Genomic DNA, 16,761 nt, shown 5'->3' with positions numbered 1-16,761 from the left:
AAGAAAAGTTGGTGTATGAAATTGAAACATATATTGAAAAATCGTTCGTTCTTTTTTATGTGGATTGGTAGTGCAATCTCAGAATTAGGAGGGGCTTTCGGAACGTTATGTAATTCAATTCTAGTATATGAGTTAACAGGATCGGAAATGGCTTTAAGTAGTATGTGGTTATTATATTTCATTCCATCACTCATACTGCAATTAATAAGTGGCCCATTTATTGATAAATGGAGTCGGAAGTGGATTATGATTTTTTCACAATGGATACGAGCGTCCGTATTCTTATTACCTTTGATAATGCTAGTTTCCGGCAGTTTAGAAGTTTGGCACATTTATGTTGTTCAAATTGTAGTGGGACTTATTACACCACTTTATACACCTGCAAATCAAGCAATTACACCGAGCATTGTAAGGAAAGAACAACTTCAAGATGCAAATGCGTACATTGATGGAATGACTCGTCTTATGATGTTTCTTGCGCCAGTATTAGGTGGAGTAGTCATTCATTTGATTGGAACAGGACTTACATTATCTTTCGTATGCATATGTTTATTTGTTAGTGGTGCTTTCTTATTTTATATAAAAGAAAATAGAACGTCGAAACCTATTCGGAAAACGTGGCTAGAACAGTTTCTTCACGGTTTTACATATTTTTTCACAAAACCAATCATCGTTTGGCTCGGTATATTTCTTACTTTCGTGCAATTTGGAGTTGGGGTAACGATGGTTACAAATCTTCCTTATATAAAAGATGAGCTATCAGCGGGATATGCGGAATATGGTTATTTTATGGCCGGATTCCCACTTGGCTATGTAGTTGGAACTATACTAGTCGGAAAAGTAACATATAAAAGCCGGCGTATATTTATGCTTGGAGGATTGTTTATAGGGGGGCTCACATACATTTCACTAGGTTTTAACCACAGTATTGTAATAGCGGTAATAATTGAAATAGTTGCAGGTGTTTGTATTGCCTTTTTCAATGTTTATAATACGACGATATGCCAACAATCAGTTCCGAACAATATGATAGGACAAGTATTTTCGGTGCGATTATTTTTCATACGATCCGCTATGCCATTAGGTGTGTTAGTAGGGGGGATTTTGAGTGAAATGTGGGGAGTAAGAGCACTATACTTTATTATCGGTTCAATTATATGTGTCACTTCTTTAATCGGAATCTTACTCCCATATTTCAAATTTTTAGATGGGGCAGTTGAAGAGAAAACAGCATAATTCGAAAAATTTAAACTTTATAATTGAAAATAATTATCATAATCAACTATAATAGAAGTATAGTAGTATTCGTATTACAATGAAGGAGTGGGATATGTGTTTATCGAAACGAAAACATTTACAGTAAAAGAAGGTACATCAAATATAGTTGTAGAACGTTTTACTGGAGAAGGTATTATTGAAAAGTTTGAAGGTTTTATTGATTTAAGTGTTCTTGTGAAAAAAGTAAGACGCGGCGACGAAGAAGTAGTCGTTATGATTCGCTGGGAATCTGAAGAAGCATGGAAAAACTGGGAAACAAGTGAAGAACATTTAGCTGGACATAGAGCGAGCCGTGGTAAACCAAAACCAGATCATATTATTAATGTGGATCATGCAGTTTATTATGTAAAATCATCGAAAGCGGCTTATCAACAGTCGTAATATATATGTAAAGGTAGAGGATATTTGTTTATTAATAAACAAATATCCTCTTTTATAGCCCCTTATCCAGTTTGGAAAGGGAATAAATCCCATTAAAAACGCTTTTTAATCTAACTGAATTTCAAATTTAAGCACGTTGAATATTCTTATTGAGTAACATACTTTAGTTGAGATATATCCTGTTTATATGTCTAAATGATTTAGACATATTTTTAATAGCTAGTAGTTATTTGTCCGATATAGAAACTTAATATCTAGATTTTATAATTAGACGGAAGTAAAATGATAAAAGAAGTGGTTTTACTAAATGAATTAACGGCTAAAAATACATCAAAATAATTAGGAGATACGAAATGAAATTATATTGTGAAAAGGTAAATTTTAATAATAAATTAAAAACATACGATATTATATTGGATTTTAATTCAATGGCGGATTTAGAAAAGGTAGCACAACTTTTAGAGGTGCAAATTTCAAGAGAATCTTCGAAGACACTTTTGCACTTTCAAAAAATGAAATTTGAGGCATATAAAGGTCCGCGAGCAGGGAGTTGGTACGATATACCAGCTTGTATATTTGAGGAATTCAGAATTTTAAATGAAGAAGAAGGAAGGGAAAATAGACTAATCAGATTTTACCTAGAACAAAAAAGTACTGCAAAACTAAATTTTCAACAATTTCTAACGACAAAAGAGATTATTAGGGAATTTGAAATGATTGAAAAATTTACTGAGTCTAAGTTATATAAAGACATGAAGAAAAAAGAGAAATTTGGTAATTTGGAGTTAATTGTTAAAGATGTTGGATGCGGAAATTGGAACGAGATAGTTGAAAGAAGACGATGTTATTGTGATGGGGATTTGAAATGCGAGTTTTTTGATTGGTTTTTTAGATATAGTATGTTTCGTTTAATTTATGATTTAGGTGGAGATGTAAAGTTTAGTAATGAAGAAATGAATGAAATCCTTAATAAAGTAAATATAGATAGACCATATTACGCCGTTATTAGTCATTGGGATTTTGATCATTATAGAGGGATATTAGATTTAAATGATGTAGAATTGAAATTAATGAAGAATTTAGTTGCCCCATCTAAAATTCCGAATACTCTACAAGCTAATAAAGCTTTAAATCGTTTAAAATCATTAGGTATAAGAATTGATATCATTAAACCTTCTCCTAAAACGGGAAGAAGGATAGATTTGATCTCTCAAGGAAAGATAAATAATTTTGAGTTATTTCGTTCAACTGATGGAAGTAATATAAATCAAAGTGGTATTGTGCTTTCTGTTGAAGGAAATGATTCTATAGGCTTATTAACAGGAGATCATTCTTATCGACAAATCTATAAAGTAATTTCAAATTCAAAGATAGAAAAACCGTATGTAATGGTTGTTCCGCACCATGGAGGTAATGCTGGGAAATTTGATGAAGCTCTTTGGAGCACTGTTTCATTGGCATCAGGGTGTATATCAACTAAGTCAGCTCGTTATACGAATTTACCACAAAATAAAATACATAATTTCTTTATGAATCAAAAATCATTTCATTGTACGGAATGTCATAAAAGAGATTATGAACAGATGTTGTAAATAAGTACACTCTATCAGCAATGAGTTTTAAGTGTTGTACATCAGATTAATTAGTGAAAACGAAGAGACACTTGTTTATGAAAGTTGTAAAGGGACAAACTAATATATAGTCTGTCCCTTTACATTAGTTCTTTACATCATTATAAAGTTCCAACGCCTCTTTCACATTCAACCCATTTTTCACAATCCCATGTATCGCTTGAATCATCGCAGCTGGATGTTCGGATTGCCATATGTTGCGGCCCATATCTACGCCGATTGCACCTTCTTGCAGGGCGTTATACGTAATGTTTAATGCGTCTTCAATTGAATCTAGTTTTGGGCCGCCCGCGATGACGACTGGTGCAGGGCAAGTGCTTGTAATTTTTTCGAATCCTTCGCAGTAATACGTTTTAATAATGTCAGCACCCATTTCAACGCATACACGGGAAGCAAGTGCTAAAAAGCGAGCTTCACGTTTTTGCAGTTCTTTTGCAACTGCGGTAATGCCAAGTACTGGCAGACCATAATCGTGAGCTTCTGAAACTACATTTGCGAGATTTGTAACTGTTTGTGTTTCATAGTCTGATCCGACGAAAACAGATACGCCGACGCCAATTGCATTTTGTTTTACTGCTTCTTTTACAGGGGTAACAATTGTTTCATTCGCTAAGTCTTTACCGACGACAGTAGCTCCGCCTGATACACGCATAACCATCGGTGTGCTGCAGTTTTCAGGAATGCAGGAGTTAAGTACACCTCGCGTTAAAAAGAGGGAATCTGTGTAAGGAAGTAAGTTTTTAACTGTTTCAAGTGGTTGTTCAAGCCCGTGAATTGGTCCTAAAAAGTAGCCGTGATCTATCGCTAACATAACCGCTCTGCCATCAGGTAAAATTGTATTTAATCGATTTTTAAATCCCCAAGTCATTCAAAATCACTCCTTCGTTAATGTTGGATTTTCCGTTTGAACAGTATCTTTATTTGGTAAGTGTGGTGACTTTATAAAAACCGCTTTAAAAGGTTTGTCAGAATGGTTAATAAGATAGTGAGATTCATGAGGACGAACTTGCAGGACATCACCTTGTTTCATTGGAAATCTTTCGTTATTTACATAGAAATCTATTTCACCTTCTAATGCATAAAAGACCTCTTCGCACGTCGTATGATAATGGTTTTGAAACTCCTGCCCAGGCTGAATGACAACAAGGCCAAGATCAATATTCGGACCTTGTATTAAATATTTCGGCCCGTTATCACCGAAGCGATAGGAGAAGTCATTTTCATTCGCTTTTAGCATACAGTTCACTCCTTTATGTAATGTGTTACAGTGCACCAGGCGCAATCCACATATGTGAGGTGAGCCCGTTATCAGCTAAAGTGAGCTGACTGTCATATACAGTTTTCCATGTTTTATAGAACTCTTTATATAGTTCGTGATTTTCAGTAACTGGTTCGAATGTTTGCTCCCACTGTACAAACTCTTCGGCAGTCTCTTCCATAGATGCATATATGCCAGCACCAACTCCTGCAGCAATTGCAGTTCCTAAAGCAGCTGCTTCTTTCACAACAGGTACTTTTACAGGAATACCAAGGACGTCTGATAGAATTTGTGGCCATAGTTTTCCTTTAGCGGCACCGCCAGCAAAAATAACTTCAGAAGGGAATGTACCAGTTAGATTTTCTATTAATTTTAAGTTGCCAAGTGTAACGAAGGCGGCATTTTCTTCAATAGCACGAAATAGTTCTTTTTTTCCGCATTTGTCAGCGTCTAAACTTAAATTTAAAAAAGAAGGTGCGGCATGACGCCAAGAAATGTAGTTCATAACGTTTGAAAAAGTAGGGATAATGCCATGTGAACCGACAGGTACGTCTTTCGCTTGTTCTTCTAGTAATTCATAAGCATCTACACCAAGTTTGTCAGCAAGTTTCTTTTCTTCTTGGCAAAAAGCGTCTCGAAACCAGCGCATAACGAGGCCTGGGAAAAAGGCAATCGTTTCATATTGCCATAGGTTAGGTACGACGTGACAATTTATACGAATCGCAGCTTGTGGATCTATTATTGGCTCAGTAACATTCACTTCTTGTTGCCAAAAACTACCTCCGCATATTAATGTTTGATTCGGTTTCACAACTCCAGTTCCGAGCGATGCCATTTGAGCATCTCCGCCCCCGGCTACGACAGGAATTCCTTCACGTAATCCAGTTAATGCTGCACACTCTTTTGTAACGTTGCCAATTACTGTACCAGCTTCATTTACTTTTGGTGAAAATGGCAAAGTTATACCACACTCTTTAGCTACATCGTTATCCCAATTTCTATTTTGTAAATCAAAGATTCCAGACGTACAACCGTTTGAAGGATCAATTTGCAGCACGTCGCTCAGTTTATATAAAATCCAATCGTTTAACATTGTAAAAGAGTGAATAGTATTATAGACGTCAGGTTCATGTTTTTTAATCCAAAGTAGGCGGGGTAAAGCACCTAATGAAAAAGTTTGACCAGACTTTGTATATAAATCTTTTTCAAGATGTGACCGAATTTCTTTTAGTTCACTAACCTCCGCAGATGCACGCCCATCAACATTTGCACAGGCCCATATTTCTTGCCCATCTTGATCATATAAAACAAATCCTTCCCGCATACTTGTAGCGCTAATAGCAAGAATAGAAGAGGCAGGGGTATTGCTTTTTTGAAGAACCTCTTTCGTGCATTCTTGTACTAGCTTCCAATTTTCTATTACATCAAAGTTCATAGAGCCTGGATAACGAGGGTCAGATTTGTGAATCCATTCTTTTTGACTTACTGCAGTTTGATTACCATGTAAATCAAAAAGAACTGCTCGAATGCTTCCTGTACCAGCATCGAAAGCTAATAAATGGGACATGAACAATCACCATCCTTTCGTAATAAGGAGAGGGCAGTCTCCTCATCGGTAATTAATGTATGAATAAACTTTCCTTTTAAGGCACCATAAATTGCATCTATCTTTTCTGTACCTCCAGCAACACCGACGACATGATTCATATTGCGCAAAATAGAGAGAGGCGTGCCAATTAGACGATTGTGATGCGAGAGCTCTAATAAATCGCCATTTGTATTATAAAACTGTCCTAAAATATCGCCTACGCCGTTTTGACTACGAATATATGTCATCTCACGTAGTGTTAATTTTTCTTTCTTTACAATCGTAGCGTCTTGAGATAGTCCTCCAATACCGACAACAGCCGTATGAGCAAGTGAAGCGACATGAAGCATATCTTTTACACTCGGTTCTGATAGAATACTTTGTGCCATTTCGGTTGTAGACGCTAGAAACGGCGTAGGGATAATGTGAAGATCACCTTGCATGTAATGTAAATAGTTTTGTTTTCTCGGGAGATAGTGATTTACCCCGCCTGTTAGCGTTACGATTGAAAGGTTGATAGAACTTTCAAAATGAATGTTTTCTAGCATTTTGCTAATGGTTTCTCCCCAGCCAATACCGAGTAAATCTCCTTGCTGGAGCTGAGTTTCTAAATATTGTGCAGCAGCTTTTCCGAGAGAATCGTGATAATTGTTTACTGGGGTCGGGATAATAAAAGCATCTTTTAAGTAGAACTTTTTCATTAAGTCACGCTCAATACTTAAACAGTGCAAACCAGTCCCTTTTACGTGAAATGTAACGATGCCTTCACTGCGTGCCTTATCTAATAACCGGACGACTTTATTTCTTGAAATATGAAGAAGTGAAGCGATCTCCTGTTGTGTTAATTGGTCCTTATAATAGTACCAAGCTACTTTCGTTAATAAATTCTCTTCAAAGTTCAGCTGAGTCATACTCTTCATCCCTTTCAACAATTGACCACAGCTTAAACATATGTACCATATATTTTGTTTATTCCAGTTGAAGCGATTAATAGTACGTAGAAAAAAGTGTTCTAGATATAAAAAAAGGAATATACAATGCTACAAAACAAGTAGAACAAATAATTATTTTCTCAAAAAATGTTCTGGATAAAGGCAGGTGACATCATGTGGAGAACGTACCTTTATTACAAGTAAAGAAAATGAGTAAGGCGTTTTTAAATCAACTTGTATTAAAAGAAGTGAACTTACAAGTAGAGCGCGGAGATATATACGCTTTAGTGGGGGGAAATGGCGCCGGGAAATCAACATTAATGAAAATATTAACGGGGTTATATTCGTATGATGATGGAGAGATGTATGTAAAAGGAAGGAAGCAACAGTTTTCAAATCCGTCAGAAGCACACCGAAAAGGTATGTATTTAATACCGCAAGAACCACTCATTTTTCCGCATATGACTATTGAAGAAAATATATGTATCGGGTTAAAAGAAAAGAAAAAGAAATTAAGAGTACAGATTGAGCAATTGATTAGCAGCTTAGGATGGGATATTGACCTTAATAAACTAGGAGGAACATTATCGATTGCACAACAACAGTTAGTAGAAATCGTTAGAGGATTAATAAGAGAAGCTGAGATTCTTATTCTAGATGAACCAACATCGACATTAACAACACACGAAATTAAGAGTCTTTTTGTGTTGATGAAAAGTTTACAAGAAAAAGGAATTGGGATGATTTATATTACGCATCGCTTTCCAGAAATCTTTGAAATTGCCAACAAAGTAGCAATACTACGTGATGGAATGGTTGTAAGCCAAGGTGATGTATGTGACTATACATATGACATGTTAATGGAGGGACTATTGCCAAAAGGATATAAACAGAAAGAGAAAATAGAAGTAGTTCAAGAGACAGCAAAGACGAAAAAAATATTAGAAGTGGTTGATATAAATGGTCACGCATTCGAAAATATATCATTCACTGTACATGCGGGTGAGGTTGTAGGTGTTGCTGGCATTATAGGATCCGGTAGAACGGAATTAGCAGAAGCGATATTTGGATTGAAAACTATAAAATCAGGGTCTATCTTATTGGGTGGAAAATCAATTGATACGTGTTCTTTGCATAAAAGGCTAGACGAAGGACTAGTTTATGTGCCAGAGGATAGGGCGAGGAATGGAATTTTCTCAATTGCTTCTGTTAAAGAAAATATTGCAGCAGCAAGTTTATATCAAAATAATCGCTTTTTTATAAATCAAGAAAAAGAAAGCGCTTTAGTTAATTCGTTTATAGAACAGTTCCGAATTGTTGTACAGAATATGAATAAAGAACTGGCATCTTTATCAGGAGGTAATCAGCAGAAGGTTGTGCTTGCGAAGTATCTTGCATGTAATCCTAAAATTATTATTCTTGATGAGCCGACTCGCGGAATTGATGCGAAAGCAAGGCTTGAAGTGTATGAGACGATAGAAAAAATGAAAAGGGAAGGACTCGCAATTTTATTAATCTCTTCAGATGTTGAAGAAATTGTCCAACTAGTAAACCGTGTATATGTAATGAGAAATGGGCGATTTGTTTCTCATATGGAAAAAGAACAACTGAGTGTGAATGAAGTTACACGCCTTGCATACGGAGGTGTAGCGGAATGAAACGTATGTTAAAAATGCATGAAACGTCTATCATACTGTTACTACTAATTTATATAGCTATTGTAGGAATGATAAACCCTAGTTTTATTCAATTTAGCTCGTTATCTTTACTGATGAAATCAAGCGTTATTTTAGTCGTGCTAGCAATCGGTCAATCGTTCGTCTTATTTACGAAAAATATAGATGTATCAGTTGGTTCAAGCATGGGGTTAAGTGCAGCAGTTTGCGGAATGATGTTAACGAATGAGTATAGTGCATCCTTGTCGATATTTGCTGCTATTACACTTGGCACTATTATCGGTTTCGTAAATGGTATTGGCGTTGCGATGTTTCGGGTGCCAGCCATTATTATGACATTAGGTATGCTAGGAATTGTTAGAGGTGCGATGTTAATTTTTACAGGCGGTAAGTGGATAGAAGATATTCCAAATGATTTTAAGCAGCTGTCATCTATCGTCATACTTGGTCTGCCGATAATTGTATGGGTTGTTCTTATTATTTTACTACTACTATACTTCTTTTTAAGGAAGGTGCCATTTGGAAGATACTTTTATGCGGTAGGTGATAATGAAGATGGCGCGAGACTTATTGGTATACCTGTTAATCAAGTGAAGATATATGCGTTTATGATTTCAGGTATAAGTGCTGCGCTCGCTGGGTGCATATTTGTTATGAATATCGGGTTCATTCCTAATCAGACAGGTACAGGATTAGAATTACAAGTAATCGCAGCCGCTGTACTAGGAGGCATTCATCTAAAAGGCGGAACAGGATCTATATTTGGAGCTGCATTAGGAGCATTATTTTTAGAAACAATAAGCAGCTCACTCGTCTTTTTAAAAATACCAGCATTTTGGAATAATGCTATTTCAGGTTTTTTATTATTACTTATCATCATATTAGATAGTGTTATGAAAAAGTGGAAGGCAGAAAGGAGGATGAATCTATGAAGTATGTATACAGATGGGAAGGAGTTCTAGTTGTATTACTTCTTATAGAATTCATCCTTTTTAGTTTGATAAATAGTGATTTCTTAAATATAAGTAATCTCCTTTTTAGTACAAATGATTTCCTATTTATCGCAATTGCGGCGATACCAATGACTTTTGTTATTGTAACAGGAGGAATTGATGTATCGGTCGGCTCAATAATGGGTCTCACTTCGATCTTGATCGGTGTACTTTGGATGAACGGAATACCTATTTTGTTTGCTGTCATAATCGCCCTAATAATTAGTTGTTTAGCAGGCGCTATAAACGGACTCATTATAAAAATGACAGATGTAGAACCACTCGTCGTTACACTCGGAACGATGTTTTTATACGGAGGAATTGCACTCGTCATTTCAGGAGGAGCAGGTGCTTCTGGGTACGAAGGAATAAGCGGTTTACCTGACACATTTGTACAACTGGCAAACGGTAGTTTTATAGGAATACCGAATTTATTATGGCTACTGATCGTATTAACAGTTTTATGTACTGTATTATTTCACCGAACTATATACGGGCGCCATGTAAAATTAACAGGTGCGAACGAGAATACAGCAAAATACACCGGGATTAAAACGAAAAAAGTAGTCATTATCGCTTACATACTTTCCGGGTTAGGAGGTGGATTAGGAGGTGCTTTCTTAACCGCATATTTTGGTTCCGCACGTGCTGATATGGGAAGTGAAACAATTTTACCAATCATTACAGCAGTCGTATTAGGCGGGACACTTATTACAGGGGGAAAAGGAAGCATTATCGGTACTGTACTAGCGAGTATTTTTATTGGGCTCATGCAGTATGGTTTGCAAATGACGGGTTTAACAAATGAACAATCCAACGTAGTAATTGGTATGATTCTTATTCTTTCAGTTATTATGAGACATTTCAAATTACATCAATTCACACTGGGGAAAAGAAAGAATTTGCATAAGGGGGAAATGTCATGAAGAGAAAACTAGGGATTGTATTCATTGTATGTATTTGTTTAATCGGTTTAATCGCTTGTTCTAGTCAAACCACAGATAAGAAAAAAGCTGATGATGTGAAATTTGCATTTATCCCAAAATTAACTGGAGTTGGCTTCTTTACATCAGGTGGTGAAGGAGCAAAAGAGATGGGGGATAAACTAGGCGTACAAGTGAAATATGATGGACCGTCTGAAGCAAGCGTATCAGGGCAAGTAAAGTATATAAATAATTTTATTAACCAAAACTATGATGCACTTATGGTCTCTTCTACATCAGTAGATGGTTTATCACAATCACTGCAACGTGCTAAGAAAAAAGGAATGACTGTCTTAACGTGGGATTCTGATGTGAATCCGAAAGACCGTTCCTTTTATATCAGCCAAGGAACACCAGACCAACTTGCTAATTTATTAATAGAAATGACCTCAAAGCAAATTGGAGATAAAGGAAAAGTAGCATTCTTTTATTCTAGCCCGACAGTAACGGATCAAAACCAATGGGTAACGAAAGCGAAAGAAATTATTAAAAAGAAATATCCGAACTGGGAAATTGTAACGACGCAGTACGGTGAAAATAATGCGCAAAAGTCTTTGTCAGTAGGAGAGAATATTTTAAAAACGTATCCTGATATTAATGCAGTCATTTGTCCAGATGCAACGGCACTTCCGGCAATGGCACAAGCAGCTGAAAATTTAAAAATGGATAAAAAGGTTGTCGTAACGGGCTTCTCTACACCAAACGTTATGCGTGATTACGTAAAACGAGGAACAGTAGCACAATTTGGTTTATGGGATGTAAAACAACAAGGTGCACTCGCAACGTATGTTGCAAATGAAATTGTTGTAAAAGGGAAGAAGTTAAAAGTGGGGGATAGCTTCGAAGTAAAAGGAATTGGAAAAGTAAAAGTAGAGCCAAACTCCATTCAAGGATATGACTATGAGGCAGAAGGGAACGGAATTATCGTACTACCAGAACGAGTCGTATTTACAAAGGATAATATTGAAAAATATAATTTCTAGTAACGAAAAAACGTCCGAATGTATCGGACGTTTTTATTTCTTCATTAATTATGAACTGTTTCTTTTTCATTTAATCCAAGGGTACGACCTGTAGAAGTGTGAAGGTCTTGGAACAATCTTGGATTTTCAGTTAGTGAAATGCCGTAAGAAGGAATCATTTCTTTTATTTTTCCTTCCCATTCTACCATTCGGCTTGGGAAACATTTTTCTAATACTTCAAGCATAACATGAACGGCAGTAGAAGCACCCGGTGATGCACCTAGTAACGCCGCGATTGATCCATCAGCCGCACTAACAACTTCTGTACCGAATTGAAGTGTACCTTTACCGCCGGCATCAGTATCTTTAATTACTTGTACACGCTGACCAGCAACTACAATATCCCAATCTTCACTTTTAGCGTTCGGAATGAATTCGCGTAATTCTTCCATACGTTTTTCGTGTGATAACATAACTTGCTGAATTAAGTATTTTGTTAGTCCCATTTCTTTTACACCAGCAGCTAACATTGTTAAGACGTTATTTGGTTTTACAGAACCAATTAAGTCAAGGTTTGAACCAGTTTTTAAGAATTTAGGTGAGAAGCCTGCGAATGGCCCAAACAGTAATGCTTTTTTGTTGTCTATATATCTCGTATCTAGATGAGGTACAGACATTGGCGGAGCCCCAACTTTAGCTTTACCGTACACTTTCGCATGATGCTGCTCTACAACTTTTTGGTTTTTACATACCATAAATAGTCCACTTACCGGGAAGCCACCGATATGTTTTGATTCAGGGATACCAGTTTTTTGAAGTAGAGGTAGGCTACCGCCACCGCCGCCAATAAAGACGAATTTAGCAGTGTGATGCTCAATTTTACCACTATTCATATCGTGTACTTTCACTTCCCACAAACCATTTTTCGTGCGTTTAATGTTTTCAACACTATGTTTGTAGTTTAGCTCGACATTTTTCGTTTTTAAGTAATCAAACAACATTCGTGTTAATGCACCAAAATTAACATCTGTTCCAGAGTCAATTTTCGTTGCCGCCATAGGCTCATTAGATGTACGACCTTCCATAATGAGTGGAAGCCATTTTTTTAATGTTTCAGGAGAATCGGAAAACTCCATTCCTTGAAACAGTGGATTTTTTGAAAGCGCTTCAAAACGGTTTTTTAGAAACTGCACATTTTTTTCACCTTGTACTAAACTCATATGAGGTAGAGGCATAATAAAATCTTGTGGATTACGAATTAATTTGCTTTTTACAAGATATGCCCAAAATTGTCTTGAAAGCTGGAATTGCTCATTCACTTTTACAGCCTTACTAATATCTATAGATCCGTCAGATTTTTCGGAAGTATAGTTCAGTTCGCATAGCGCAGAATGCCCTGTACCTGCATTATTCCATTCATTAGAGCTTTCTTCCCCGGCACTTGCGAGTTTTTCAAAAACTTTAATTTCCCATTCTGGTGCTAATTCTTTTAGCAATGAGCCTAACGTTGCACTCATAATTCCTGCACCAATTAAGATAACGTCTGTTTTTTGCTGCATGTTGCTCATGATAATCTCTCCATCCCCTATATTGGCAAAAAAGAGTAGGTGTTTACTGTGTCTAAGCCGTAAAAAGAAAACACCGCCTAGGCCCCACCTAGGTATTTACCTTTTTTGTCTCAATTGTATAACCATCTCATACTCTATTATAATAATTAATAGACTAAAATATCTAGTGTTATCTGATAATTTTAAAATATTTAACGCTTTATTTGCCAAAATTCTTATTTAACAAGCACTTTTCAGTTAATGAATAGAAAAAAATTACAGTTTGAAATTATCTCGAAAAAGCTTACGTATCCAAAAGTCGGTAGAAAGGATACCTTTTTATGGGACTTTTTTAAAAATTTATTGTATGATTATTCTGAATATTAAAAAGGGGGATACACATGCGTACACAAGAACAAATCGCAAACTTATTTCGAAATTTTTCAATAAAGGAATGTAAAGGGTCAAGTGACTTATATGAATATTTATCAATGAAAATTGCTGAAGATGAGGAAGTACTTACACTATCGTCCTATGCTCAGGTAGGTCAACCAGTCCCAAACTTATTATTAGGTGCAGTACATTATTTATTGTTAGCAGGGAAAGAACATCATGTAAAAACGTATTATAGTAGCTTAGTTGAACATGCTAATACGGATTTAGATCAAGCTTTTGATCATTTTAAAGATTTCTGTAAAATGTACAGAGAAGAAATGATTAATTTATTACAAACGAAACTCGTTCAAACGAATGAAGTAAGACGATGTGCGTACTTATATCCAAGTTTCAGTTACATATTTAACAAAGTGAATAAACCGTTAGCGTTAATAGAAATTGGGACAAGTTCTGGATTACAATTATTTTGGGACCAATATAGCTATTCGTACGGTACAGATGAAACGTACGGAAATATAAACTCGAATGTACATGTAACTTCTGAAATAAGAGGGGAGAATGTGCCTCATTTATTAAAAGAAAGTCCACCTGTCGTAGAAAGAATTGGACTAGATTTACATGTAAATGATTTACATAGTAACGAAGATTATTTATGGCTACGTGCACTTGTTTGGCCAGAACATAAGGAAAGGCTTGAACTCTTTGACCAAGCTGCATCTTTAGTAAAAAATAAATCTGTTCAATTAATAGAAGGAGACGGTGTAGAGTTATTACCATCTATTATTGAACAAATAAGTGAAGATGCTGTTATCTGCATTTTTCATACACACGTCGCCAATCAAATACCTGAACAAGTAAAACGTAAGCTAGAAAAACAAATCCAAGAAATCGGTGCAAAGCGTGATGTATTCCATCTTTATAACAACATGTGGGACCGGGACTTTCATATTGATTATTATATTAACGGAAACGAATATCGTGAAACGGTTGGAGAAACGGAAGGGCATGGGAGATGGTTTAGCTGGAAGCTTGGGAAGAAGATGCCTTGTTAGTATTTCTTCAAAATAAAAAATAGCTGATGGAGATATTCCATTAGCTATTTTTTATTAAACTGATTGGGAATCAAAGTGATGATTTCATTTTTCTAATGTAATTATTAAATGAGGGATTTCTAAGCCAAGTTGTATATCGGTAACTTTTTTCTTCTCGTTTCAAATAATATTCTATATTCATCTTTCTCAGAATAATCCTCAAATTCATCTTCATTTTTTAGCAATCGTAAGTTTATTTTTGGCGGGAATTACGACATGAAACGTTTATAGAAGATAAGGCGACTTATAAAATATAGAATTAAGAATAAGAATTTGATAGTATTGGAGTAAGGAGTTTTAATAACAGTATATTAAGTCGTATTAATATATCTGTTGCGAATGCTTTCATTAAATCTCTTATTTTAATGGGAGTATTTGATAGAATTCAAAAAATATAATGGAGGTTAATATGAAAAAAGTAATTGGCGCAGCAACAGCAACTGTTTTCGGATTGGGAGCATTTACTACAACTGCTACTGCAGAAACGATCGTAACAGCAGATGTACTCAACGTACGTGAAAAACCGACTACAGAATCAAAAGTGGTCGAAAAAGTAAAAAACGGGGAAGAGTTAAAAGTCATCAATACCGAAGATGGCTGGTCAAAAATTGAGTTAAATGGTAAAGAAGTATTTGTAAGCTCGGAGTTTACTAAAGATATTTACCATGTAACAGCAGATTTGTTAAATGTACGTTCTGAATCAAACACAGAATCAAAAATTCTTGGCAGACTGAAAAAAGATGATGTAATTGAATCAACGAAGCAAGTAAAAGACGGATGGCTACAATTTGAGTATAAGGGAAAAACAGCTTATGTAAATGTTTCTTTCTTATCAAGTAAAGCACCAATTGAAAAAAAGGCTGACGAGAAAACGAAGCAAGTAGCGAAAGTACAAAAATCGGTGAAAGCTAAGGAAGAAGCTAAAACACAGAAGATAACAAAGGCAAAAGAAACAATAAAACCTAAGGAAGAAGTGAAAGTGCAAGAAGTAGCGAAACCTAAGGAAGAAGTGAAAGTGCAAGAAGTAGCGAAACCTAAGGAAGAAGTGAAAGTGCAAGAAGTAGCGAAACCTAAGGAAGAAGTGAAAGTGCAAGAAGTAGCGAAACCTAAGGAAGAAGTGAAAGTGCAAGAAGTAGCGAAACCTAAGGAAGAAGTGAAAGTGCAAGAAGTAGCGAAACCTAAGGAAGAAGTGAAAGTGCAAGAAGTAGCGAAACCTAAGGAAGAAGTGAAAGTGCAAGAAGTAGCGAAACCTAAGGAAGAAGTAAAAGTGCAAGAAGAAGCCAAAGCTAAGGAAGAAGCGAAAGTACAGGAAATAGCAAAGGCTAAGGAAGAAGTGAAAGTGCAAGAGATAGCCAAAGCTAAAGAAGAAGCAAAAGCACAAGAGATAGCCAAAGCTAAGGAAGAAGTAAAAGCACAAGAGATAGCCAAAGCTAAGGAAGAGGCGAAAGCACGAGAAATAGCAAAGGCTAAAGAAGAAGCAAAAGCACGAGAAATAGCCAAAGCTAAAGAAGAAGCAAAAGCGCAAGAAATAGCCAAAGCTAAGGAAGAGGCGAAAGCACGAGAAATAGCCAAAGCTAAGGAAGAGGCGAAAGCACGAGAAATAGCAAAGGCTAAGGAAGAAGCGAAAGCACGAGAAATAGCCAAAGCCAAGGAAGAGGCAAAAGCACGAGAAGCACTAAAGGCAAAAGAAGAGTCTAAAAATAACGCGCAGTCTGCTAAACGTGAATTAACGGTGGTGGCGACAGCATATACTGCTGATCCGAGTGAGAATGGTACATATGGTGGACGCGTTTTAACTGCGATGGGGCATGATTTAACGGCTAATCCAAATATGAGAATTATCGCAGTAGATCCGAAAGTAATCCCATTAGGATCTAAAGTATGGGTAGAAGGTTATGGAGAAGCAATCGCTGGAGATACCGGAAGTGCAATTAAAGGTAATCGCATTGATGTATTAATGGGTTCAAAAAGTAAAGCGATGAATTGGGGAAGACAAACTGTTAAAGTGAAAATTTTATAATTTATATAGTTTTCTAGATAGAAGTC

Annotated in this window: 14 protein-coding genes; 9 read left to right on the top strand and 5 right to left on the bottom strand. The window is 36.1% G+C overall.

Features of this window, described 5'->3' with window-relative positions:
* Positions 1–15: 15 nt before the first annotated feature.
* The 3 genes from EGX95_RS13355 (at position 16) to EGX95_RS13345 (ending at position 3,251) form a co-directional block, all read left to right on the top strand.
* Positions 16–1,236 carry an MFS transporter gene (locus EGX95_RS13355; RefSeq protein ID WP_000768247.1) on the top strand — a complete coding sequence of 407 codons (1,221 nt, stop codon included), beginning with the start codon at positions 16–18 and terminating at the stop codon, positions 1,234–1,236.
* Between the two features lie 96 nt (positions 1,237–1,332).
* On the top strand, positions 1,333–1,659 hold the full coding sequence (hmoA, locus tag EGX95_RS13350; RefSeq protein ID WP_000469503.1) for a heme-degrading monooxygenase HmoA: 327 nt from the start codon (positions 1,333–1,335) through the stop codon (positions 1,657–1,659).
* Between the two features lie 353 nt (positions 1,660–2,012).
* Positions 2,013–3,251, top strand: a complete 1,239-nt coding sequence (locus EGX95_RS13345; protein WP_000780636.1) for a ComEC/Rec2 family competence protein — start codon at positions 2,013–2,015, stop codon at positions 3,249–3,251.
* 124 nt (positions 3,252–3,375) lie between these two features.
* Here the strand turns inward: EGX95_RS13345 and lsrF are convergent, their stop codons facing one another.
* Genes lsrF through EGX95_RS13325 form a run of 4 tightly spaced genes read right to left on the bottom strand, consistent with a single transcriptional unit; the run spans position 3,376 to position 7,047 of the window.
* Complete coding sequence (lsrF, locus tag EGX95_RS13340) at positions 3,376–4,158, bottom strand: 3-hydroxy-5-phosphonooxypentane-2,4-dione thiolase (RefSeq protein WP_000219758.1); 783 nt, start codon at positions 4,156–4,158, stop codon at positions 3,376–3,378.
* Positions 4,159–4,164: 6 nt separating this feature from the next.
* Positions 4,165–4,527 (bottom strand): cupin domain-containing protein, encoded by a 363-nt coding sequence (locus tag EGX95_RS13335; protein ID WP_000909982.1) that lies wholly within the window; start codon positions 4,525–4,527, stop codon positions 4,165–4,167.
* Positions 4,528–4,552: 25 nt separating this feature from the next.
* Positions 4,553–6,115, bottom strand: coding sequence for an autoinducer-2 kinase (lsrK, locus tag EGX95_RS13330; RefSeq protein ID WP_000018821.1), 1,563 nt, complete (start codon positions 6,113–6,115; stop codon positions 4,553–4,555).
* Positions 6,100–7,047 (bottom strand): sugar-binding transcriptional regulator, encoded by a 948-nt coding sequence (locus EGX95_RS13325; protein ID WP_000192721.1) that lies wholly within the window; start codon positions 7,045–7,047, stop codon positions 6,100–6,102. The genes lsrK and EGX95_RS13325 overlap by 16 nt, the downstream gene beginning before the upstream one ends.
* A 197-nt stretch (positions 7,048–7,244) precedes the next feature.
* On the opposite strand from EGX95_RS13325, the gene EGX95_RS13320 reads away from it, so the two are divergent.
* The 4 genes from EGX95_RS13320 to lsrB are packed head-to-tail and all read left to right on the top strand — an operon-like array spanning position 7,245 to position 11,702.
* Positions 7,245–8,726 (top strand): sugar ABC transporter ATP-binding protein, encoded by a 1,482-nt coding sequence (locus tag EGX95_RS13320; protein ID WP_000432619.1) that lies wholly within the window; start codon positions 7,245–7,247, stop codon positions 8,724–8,726.
* On the top strand, positions 8,723–9,676 hold the full coding sequence (locus tag EGX95_RS13315) for an ABC transporter permease subunit (RefSeq protein ID WP_046951886.1): 954 nt from the start codon (positions 8,723–8,725) through the stop codon (positions 9,674–9,676). The genes EGX95_RS13320 and EGX95_RS13315 overlap by 4 nt, the downstream gene beginning before the upstream one ends.
* On the top strand, positions 9,673–10,662 hold the full coding sequence (locus tag EGX95_RS13310) for an ABC transporter permease (protein WP_000878530.1): 990 nt from the start codon (positions 9,673–9,675) through the stop codon (positions 10,660–10,662). The genes EGX95_RS13315 and EGX95_RS13310 overlap by 4 nt, the downstream gene beginning before the upstream one ends.
* Positions 10,659–11,702: an autoinducer 2 ABC transporter substrate-binding protein LsrB gene (lsrB, locus tag EGX95_RS13305; protein ID WP_000823639.1), complete on the top strand. Its 1,044-nt coding sequence runs from the start codon at positions 10,659–10,661 to the stop codon at positions 11,700–11,702. The genes EGX95_RS13310 and lsrB overlap by 4 nt, the downstream gene beginning before the upstream one ends.
* 44 nt (positions 11,703–11,746) lie before the next feature.
* On the opposite strand, the gene EGX95_RS13300 is transcribed toward lsrB, so the two are convergent.
* Positions 11,747–13,249: a malate:quinone oxidoreductase gene (locus EGX95_RS13300; RefSeq protein ID WP_000069168.1), complete on the bottom strand. Its 1,503-nt coding sequence runs from the start codon at positions 13,247–13,249 to the stop codon at positions 11,747–11,749.
* Positions 13,250–13,629: 380 nt separating this feature from the next.
* Between EGX95_RS13300 and EGX95_RS13295 the strand changes: the two genes are divergently transcribed.
* Both EGX95_RS13295 and entB read left to right on the top strand, forming a co-directional pair.
* Positions 13,630–14,676 (top strand): DUF2332 domain-containing protein, encoded by a 1,047-nt coding sequence (locus EGX95_RS13295; protein WP_001260252.1) that lies wholly within the window; start codon positions 13,630–13,632, stop codon positions 14,674–14,676.
* Positions 14,677–15,124: 448 nt separating this feature from the next.
* Complete coding sequence (gene entB / locus EGX95_RS13290; RefSeq protein WP_123805629.1) at positions 15,125–16,735, top strand: cell wall-binding protein EntB; 1,611 nt, start codon at positions 15,125–15,127, stop codon at positions 16,733–16,735.
* Positions 16,736–16,761 lie beyond the last annotated feature (26 nt).

It is taken from the genome of Bacillus sp. FDAARGOS_527, assembly GCF_003812125.1.
Taxonomy (GTDB): domain Bacteria; phylum Bacillota; class Bacilli; order Bacillales; family Bacillaceae_G; genus Bacillus_A; species Bacillus_A paranthracis.
The sequence above is the reverse complement of the archived record's forward strand: the minus strand, read 5'-3'. Positions and strand labels throughout refer to the sequence as shown.